Annotated in this window: 9 protein-coding genes and 1 pseudogene; all 10 read left to right on the top strand. The window is 65.2% G+C overall.

Annotated features, from left to right (window positions below):
* The first annotated feature begins 85 nt into the window (after nt 1-85).
* Nucleotides 86-733: a catalase gene (locus AC2VOU_RS17135; RefSeq protein WP_486958443.1), complete on the top strand. Its 648-nt coding sequence runs from the start codon at nt 86-88 to the stop codon at nt 731-733.
* A complete protein-coding gene (locus tag AC2VOU_RS17130; RefSeq protein WP_486958442.1) occupies nt 733-1,071 on the top strand; it encodes a DUF6285 domain-containing protein in 339 nt (112 codons plus the stop codon). Before AC2VOU_RS17135 ends, AC2VOU_RS17130 begins: the two co-directional genes overlap by 1 nt.
* A gap of 60 nt (nt 1,072-1,131) precedes the next feature.
* On the top strand, nt 1,132-1,668 hold the full coding sequence (locus AC2VOU_RS17125) for a YceI family protein (protein ID WP_486958441.1): 537 nt from the start codon (nt 1,132-1,134) through the stop codon (nt 1,666-1,668).
* A gap of 27 nt (nt 1,669-1,695) precedes the next feature.
* A complete protein-coding gene (locus tag AC2VOU_RS17120) occupies nt 1,696-2,094 on the top strand; it encodes an Rv3143 family two-component system response regulator (RefSeq protein WP_486958440.1) in 399 nt (132 codons plus the stop codon).
* A gap of 282 nt (nt 2,095-2,376) precedes the next feature.
* Complete coding sequence (locus tag AC2VOU_RS17115) at nt 2,377-2,754, top strand: NADH-quinone oxidoreductase subunit A (RefSeq protein WP_486958439.1); 378 nt, start codon at nt 2,377-2,379, stop codon at nt 2,752-2,754.
* 8 nt (nt 2,755-2,762) lie between these two features.
* Entirely contained in the window at nt 2,763-3,317 is a 555-nt protein-coding gene (locus AC2VOU_RS17110; RefSeq protein WP_486958438.1) for a NuoB/complex I 20 kDa subunit family protein, read from the top strand.
* A complete protein-coding gene (locus AC2VOU_RS17105) occupies nt 3,314-4,054 on the top strand; it encodes an NADH-quinone oxidoreductase subunit C (RefSeq protein WP_486958437.1) in 741 nt (246 codons plus the stop codon). Before AC2VOU_RS17110 ends, AC2VOU_RS17105 begins: the two co-directional genes overlap by 4 nt.
* Complete coding sequence (nuoD, locus tag AC2VOU_RS17100) at nt 4,054-5,382, top strand: NADH dehydrogenase (quinone) subunit D (RefSeq protein ID WP_486958436.1); 1,329 nt, start codon at nt 4,054-4,056, stop codon at nt 5,380-5,382. Before AC2VOU_RS17105 ends, nuoD begins: the two co-directional genes overlap by 1 nt.
* Nucleotides 5,379-6,179, top strand: coding sequence for an NADH-quinone oxidoreductase subunit NuoE (nuoE, locus tag AC2VOU_RS17095; protein WP_486958435.1), 801 nt, complete (start codon nt 5,379-5,381; stop codon nt 6,177-6,179). Before nuoD ends, nuoE begins: the two co-directional genes overlap by 4 nt.
* Nucleotides 6,179-6,391, top strand: a pseudogene (locus AC2VOU_RS17090) (NADH-quinone oxidoreductase subunit F); the annotation flags it as partial. The gene nuoE and the pseudogene AC2VOU_RS17090, both read left to right, overlap by 1 nt.

The following is a 6,391-nucleotide window of genomic DNA, read 5'->3' as shown; positions in this document are numbered from 1 at the left end:
GACGCGTGTGCGAGACCGAGTGGGACTTGCTCGACTTGCTCGATAACGCGGTCGCGGGGGCCGGTTGAAAGCCTAGGGTTGTGCTGTGGCCACTCCTGATCAGGCAATCGAGGCAATCCGGGCAACGGGTGGCGCCCAACCCGGCAACCGGGCGCTGCACGCCAAGGGCAAGCTCTACCGCGGCAACTTCACCGCGACCCAGCCGCGCTTCGTCAAGGCGCTGCCGGTGGTCGAGGAAGCGAACAAAATACCGGCCGGCTACGGCACCGTCGCCTACCGCGGCCTGCACGCGTTTCGCTGGATTGCCGCCGACGGCAGCGCACGATTCGTGCCCTACCACCTCGTCCCGGTTGCCGGCGAGGACTTCCTGCCGCCGGACGTCGCGAAAACCAACGGCCCAGACTTTTTGGTCGATGAACTCGACAATCGGCTTGCGGCCCAACCGGTTCGGTTCCACTATCAGGTCCAGGTCGCCGCGCAGGGCGACTCGACTGTCGACCCGTCCAAGCCCTGGCAGAGCGACCAGGTCGGCACCGTCGGCACTCTGGAGAACATCGGCGCCGACACCGAACGCGAGCACGGCAGTGACATCGTCGTCTTCGACCCGATGCCTCTCACCGACGGCATCGAGCCGTCCGACGACCCGGTTCTGCATTTCCGCACGGCGGCGTACTCCGCGTCGGTGACATTGCGTAGCGGCGTCGGCCGCGGACCCGAGGCGCCGGCCACCTGATGACAACTGCGTACGGCCGTCCCACCGCCGCGGAACTCATCGCTGCCGTCGCCGAGTTCCTCGAGACCGAGGTGCGGCAGTCAACCTCGGGTCAGATCAATTTCCATGCCAGGGTGGCGGCCAACGCACTGCGGATGGTGGAACGCGAACTGCTCGCGGGTCCCGACGACGACGTGAACGAGGCGCTGGCCCAGCTCGGTTGTCGCGACGAAGCCGCGCTGGCCGCGGCGATCCGGGCCGGTGACGTGGACGGCGCCGACGAGCCCGTGCAGATCGCGTTGCGGGCACTGGTCGGACGCCGGCTGGCGGCGGCGCATCCCGGCTACCAGGACGAGTAGGAGATACCCGATGCCGGCAGCCCACGCCGATCTCGCCCCGATCATGAGTTAAGGAGCGCCATGAACGACCTCACAACACTGTTGAACGACCCGGACACCGCCGGGGTGTGGAGCCTGGACCGCGACCGTTCCACAGTCGGCTTCAGCATCAAGAACTTCTGGGGATTGCTCACTGTCAAAGGGCGGTTCACCGTCGTCAGCGCCGACGGCCAAATCACCAGCAGAGGAGCCATCTTCGGCCGTCTCGACGTCCAGGTGGCCTCGCTGCGAACCGGCATCGGTAAGCGCGACGAGCACCTCCGCTCGGCCGACTTCTTCGACGTCGACCGCCACCCGGAGATCAGCGTGGTGGTCACCGGCATCGAGCCCAGCGGCGGTGATGCCGCCGACCTGCGGGCCACATTCAGCATCAAAGGCGTCACCGCGCCCGTTGCGCTGCCAGTCCAGGTCAGTGCGTTCGACGGCGGCGGTGTGCGAGTGACGGCCAAAGCCGAAGTCGACCGCGACCAGTTCGACATCGGCTGGAACCGCCTGGGCATGGTCGCGAAGACGGCGACGGTCTCGGCCGACGCGTACTTCGTGCGGACGCCGCACTAAATCGTGCCGGGCGCTACGATCTGGACCGTGTCTGCCACCAGCACCTTGCGGATCCTCGTGTACAGCGACAACCCCAACACCCGGCAGGCCGTCATGACGGCCCTGGGCAAACGGATACATCCCGATCTGCCCGAACTGAGTTACGTCGAGATCGCGACCGGGCCGGTCGTGGTCCAGCAGGTGGACGCCGGCGGCATCGATCTGGCCATCCTGGACGGCGAGGCAACCCCCGAAGGCGGCATGGGTCTGGCCAAACAGCTCAAGGACGAGATCGACCACGGCCCCCCGATCGTTGTGCTCACGGGACGCCAGGACGACGCCTGGCTGGCCAGCTGGTCACGCGCGGAGGCCGCGGTCCCTCAGCCGATCGATCCGATCCGGCTGAGCCGGGCCGTTCTCGAGTTGCTGCGTACCCCGGTGCGCTGACCGCCTGACCGCCTTCTCGATTCCGCGCGGCCCAACCGCCCGACGGCGTTGAATCCGGCCCGTTGCGGTCGCGCGGGCATGGGCGAAAATTGTTCGCAGCCTGTGCTGTTCGCGTCTTTCGCGTGACCCGCCGTCGCCCGCCCGTGTCATCCTCTCACCCCATCATCCAGTTGTGGTTGAGGTCACATCTAACCTGCTGAGCGCGCGACCCCACACGGTCGCTAGGCTGTGGTTGCGCTCACAGTCCAGCCCTAGACCAGAGTGAGGAAGCGTCGTCGAGAGATGAATCTCTACCTACCCATTCTCGTCCTTGGAGGGATCGCCGCAGCCTTCGCGCTCGGCTCGGTCGCGCTGGCCCAGATCACCGGCCCGTCCCGCTTCAACCGGGCGAAGCTGGAGGCCTACGAATGCGGGATCGAGCCCAGCGACCAACCGGCCAACGCACCGCACGCCGGCAGTGGGCAGCGCTTTCCGGTGAAGTACTACTTGACCGCGATGCTGTTCATCGTCTTCGACATCGAAATCGTGTTCCTGTACCCGTGGGCCGTCAGCTACGACCAGCTGGGAATGTTCGCGCTGATCGAGATGGTGATCTTCATGCTGACCGTCTTCGTGGCCTATGCGTACGTGTGGCGCCGCGGCGGATTGACTTGGGATTGAGGTAAGGCGTGGGCATAGAAGAAAAACTCCCCAGCGGCTTCTTGTTGACTACCGTCGAACAACTGGCGGGATATTTCCGCAAGAGCTCACTGTGGCCGGCCACCTTCGGGTTGGCCTGCTGCGCGATCGAAATGATGGCCACTGCCGGACCACGATTCGATATCGCACGCTTTGGCATGGAGCGATTTTCGGCGACACCGCGACAAGCTGATCTGATGATCGTGGCCGGCCGCGTCAGCCAGAAGATGGCGCCGGTGCTCCGCCAGATCTACGACCAGATGGCCGAACCCAAATGGGTCTTGTCGATGGGCGTCTGCGCCTCGTCGGGCGGAATGTTCAACAACTACGCGATCGTCCAAGGCGTTGACCACGTTGTGCCGGTGGACATCTATCTGCCCGGCTGCCCGCCGCGGCCGGAGATGTTGCTGTATGCAATCCTCAAGTTGCACGACAAGATTCACGAGATGCCGCTGGGCGTCAACCGTGAGCTGGCCATCGCCGAGGCCGAGAAAGCGGCCCTTTCCGCGCGGCCGACGATCGAGCACCTCGGGCTGCTGCGATGAGTTCCCCGGATCACGACCCCAAGCGCGCGGCCAGCGAAGTCGGCGGAAACCCGGTGGGCAGCGATGCCTCCGACGCCGACCTGATCGGCGTCCGCCGCGGCATGTTCGGTGTCCGCGGCAGCGGTGACACCTCCGGCTACGGACGACTGATTCGTCAGGTCACCATCGACGAGGGAAGCCCACGCCCATACGGCTTCTATTTCGACGAAATCGTCGACCGGTTGGCGGAAGTGCTGAAAGCCGACGACAACGTCGAATTCGCCGACGCCATCGAGAAAGTGGTCGTCTACCGCAACGAGCTGACGCTGCATGTGCGCCGCGAATTGCTGCCGCAAGTCGCCCGCCGGCTTCGCGACGACGCGCAACTGCGGTTCGAGCTGTGCCTGGGCGTCAGCGGCGTGCACTACCCCGACGAAACCGGCCGCGAACTGCACGCGGTGTACCCGCTGAGCTCCATCACCCACACCCGCCGGGTCCGGCTGGAAGTGGCTGCACCAGACGGTGATCCGCACATCCCCTCGTTGTTCGGGATCTACCCGACCAACGACTGGCATGAGCGCGAGACCTACGACTTCTTCGGCATCATCTTCGACGGCCACCCTTCGTTGACCCGCATCGAGATGCCCGACGACTGGCAGGGACACCCGCAGCGCAAGGACTACCCGCTCGGCGGTGTCCCAGTGGAGTACAAGGGCGCCCAGATTCCCCCGCCCGACCAGCGGAGGTCCTACAACTAATGAGCCAAACCACGAGCGCCGCCAACGGTGACGGCTCGGACACCTTGATTGCGCTCACGGGCCAAGATTGGAACAGGGTGGTCGAGGCCGCCCGGGAGCGCGGCGAACCCGGCGAACGGATCGTCGTCAACATGGGTCCGCAGCACCCGTCCACCCACGGCGTGCTGCGACTGATCCTGGAGATCGAGGGTGAAACCGTCACCGACGCCCGCTGCGGAATCGGCTACCTGCACACCGGAATCGAGAAAAACCTCGAGTACCGGTACTGGACGCAGGGTGTGACATTCGTGACCCGAATGGATTACCTGGCACCATTTTTCAACGAGACCGCTTTTTGCCTGGGTGTGGAGAAGCTGCTCGGAATCACCGACGAGATCCCCGAGCGGGTCAACGTCATCCGGGTGATGATGATGGAGCTCAACCGGATTTCGTCGCACCTGGTCGCGTTGGCGACAGGTGGCATGGAGTTGGGCGCGATGACGCCGATGTTCACCGGTTTCAAGGGCCGCGAGATCATCCTCACGCTGTTCGAGTCGATCACCGGGCTCCGGATGAACAGTGCCTACATCCGCCCCGGCGGTGTGTCGCAGGACCTGCCACCGGACGCCAAGACCGAAATCGCCACGGCCCTCAAGGAAATCAAGGGCGTGCTGCACGAGATGGGCAACCTGCTCAACGAGAGTGCGATTTGGAAGGCCCGTACCAAGGACGTCGGTTACCTCGACCTCACCGGCTGTGTCGCCCTGGGAGTCACCGGGCCGATCCTGCGGTCCACCGGGTTGCCGCACGACCTGCGTAAGACCGAGCCCTACTGCGGATACCAGGACTACGACTTCGACGTCATCACCGACGACGGGTGTGATTCTTACGGCCGCTACATCATTCGCGTCAAGGAGATGTCGGAGTCGGTGAAAATCGTCGAGCAGTGCCTGGACAAACTAAAGCCCGGCCCGACGATGATCGAGGATCGCAAAATCGCCTGGCCGGCTGACCTGAAAGTCGGTCCGGACGGACTCGGCAACTCCCCGGAGCACATCGAGAAGATCATGAGTGGCTCGATGGAGGCGCTGATCCACCACTTCAAGCTGGTCACCGAGGGAATCCGGGTGCCGGCCGGACAGGTCTACGTCGCCGTCGAATCGCCGCGCGGCGAATTGGGTGTACACATGGTCAGCGACGGCGGCACCCGCCCGTACCGGGTGCACTACCGCGACCCCTCGTTCACCAACCTTCAAGCGGTCGCGGCGATGTGCGAGGGCGGCATGGTCGCCGACGTCATCACCGCGGTGGCCAGTATCGACCCGGTGATGGGCGGAGTGGACCGATGACCGCAGCACCGCAGTCCAGCGCCGGCAACAGCGACTCCGGCACCGGCCATGGCGAGCGGGTGTTCCTCCGGCTCGGCCCGCCGCCAGAGGAGCCCGGCCAATTCGTCACCGATGGCGCACCGCAGTCGTATCCGGCCGACGTGCAGGCGCAACTGGAACTCGACGCCAAGGAGATCATCGGCCGCTACCCCGACCCGCGCTCGGCGCTGCTGCCTTTGCTGCACCTGGTGCAGGCGCACGACGGCTACATAACGCCGGCCGGCGTGGAATTCTGCGGCGAACAACTCGGTTTGACCGGAGCCGAGGTTGCCGCTGTCGCAAGCTTTTACACCATGTACCGACGCGGACCTACCGGCGAGTATCTGGTCGGCGTGTGCACGAACACGCTGTGCGCGGTGATGGGCGGCGACGCGATCTTCGACTCGCTCAAGGACCACCTCGGCGTCGGCAACGACGAGACCACCGACGACGGAAAGATCACGCTGCAACACATCGAGTGCAACGCAGCGTGCGACTACGCGCCGGTCGTCATGGTCAACTGGGAGTTCTACGACAACCAGACCCTTCAGTCGGCACGCACGCTGGTCGACGGTCTGCGCTCGGGTGATCCCCCGGCACCAACCCGCGGAAATCTGGGCACGTTCAAGGAGACCGAGCGGATTCTGGCCGGCTTCCCCGACCCGCGGCCCGACGACGGCCAAGGCGGTGCCGGCGCGGCGACGCTGGCCGGCCTCGAGGTTGCCAAGGCCAAGAAGATGGCCGCACCGTCTCCGGATGCTTCAGGGGAGGGCAAGTAATGGGGTCACCGACACCGTTGGCACCGGTGCTGAGCCGATTCTGGGATGACCCGCAATCGTGGACGCTGGAGACGTATCGCCGCAACGACGGCTATCAGGCGTTGGACAAGGCGTTGACGATGGACCCCGACGCGGTGATCGCCGCCGTCAAGGACTCAGGGCTGCGCGGCCGCGGCGGCGCGGGCTTCTCGACCGGCACGAAGTGGTCGTTC

It is taken from the genome of Mycobacterium sp. TH-M25 (genome assembly GCF_057473665.1).
Note: the sequence above shows the minus strand (reverse complement) of the source record. Positions and strands in the feature narration are given on the sequence as shown.

Bases quoted from the DNA above. Each gene is read 5' to 3' on its own strand.
- AC2VOU_RS17130 (WP_486958442.1), top strand. From the start codon at position 733: ATGACAACTGCGTACGGCCGTCCCACCGCCGCGGAACTCATCGCTGCC.
- AC2VOU_RS17125 (WP_486958441.1), top strand. From the start codon at position 1,132: ATGAACGACCTCACAACACTGTTGAACGACCCGGACACCGCCGGGGTG.
- AC2VOU_RS17115 (WP_486958439.1), top strand. From the start codon at position 2,377: ATGAATCTCTACCTACCCATTCTCGTCCTTGGAGGGATCGCCGCAGCC.
- AC2VOU_RS17105 (WP_486958437.1), top strand. From the start codon at position 3,314: ATGAGTTCCCCGGATCACGACCCCAAGCGCGCGGCCAGCGAAGTCGGC.
- nuoD (WP_486958436.1), top strand. From the start codon at position 4,054: ATGAGCCAAACCACGAGCGCCGCCAACGGTGACGGCTCGGACACCTTG.
- nuoE (WP_486958435.1), top strand. From the start codon at position 5,379: ATGACCGCAGCACCGCAGTCCAGCGCCGGCAACAGCGACTCCGGCACC.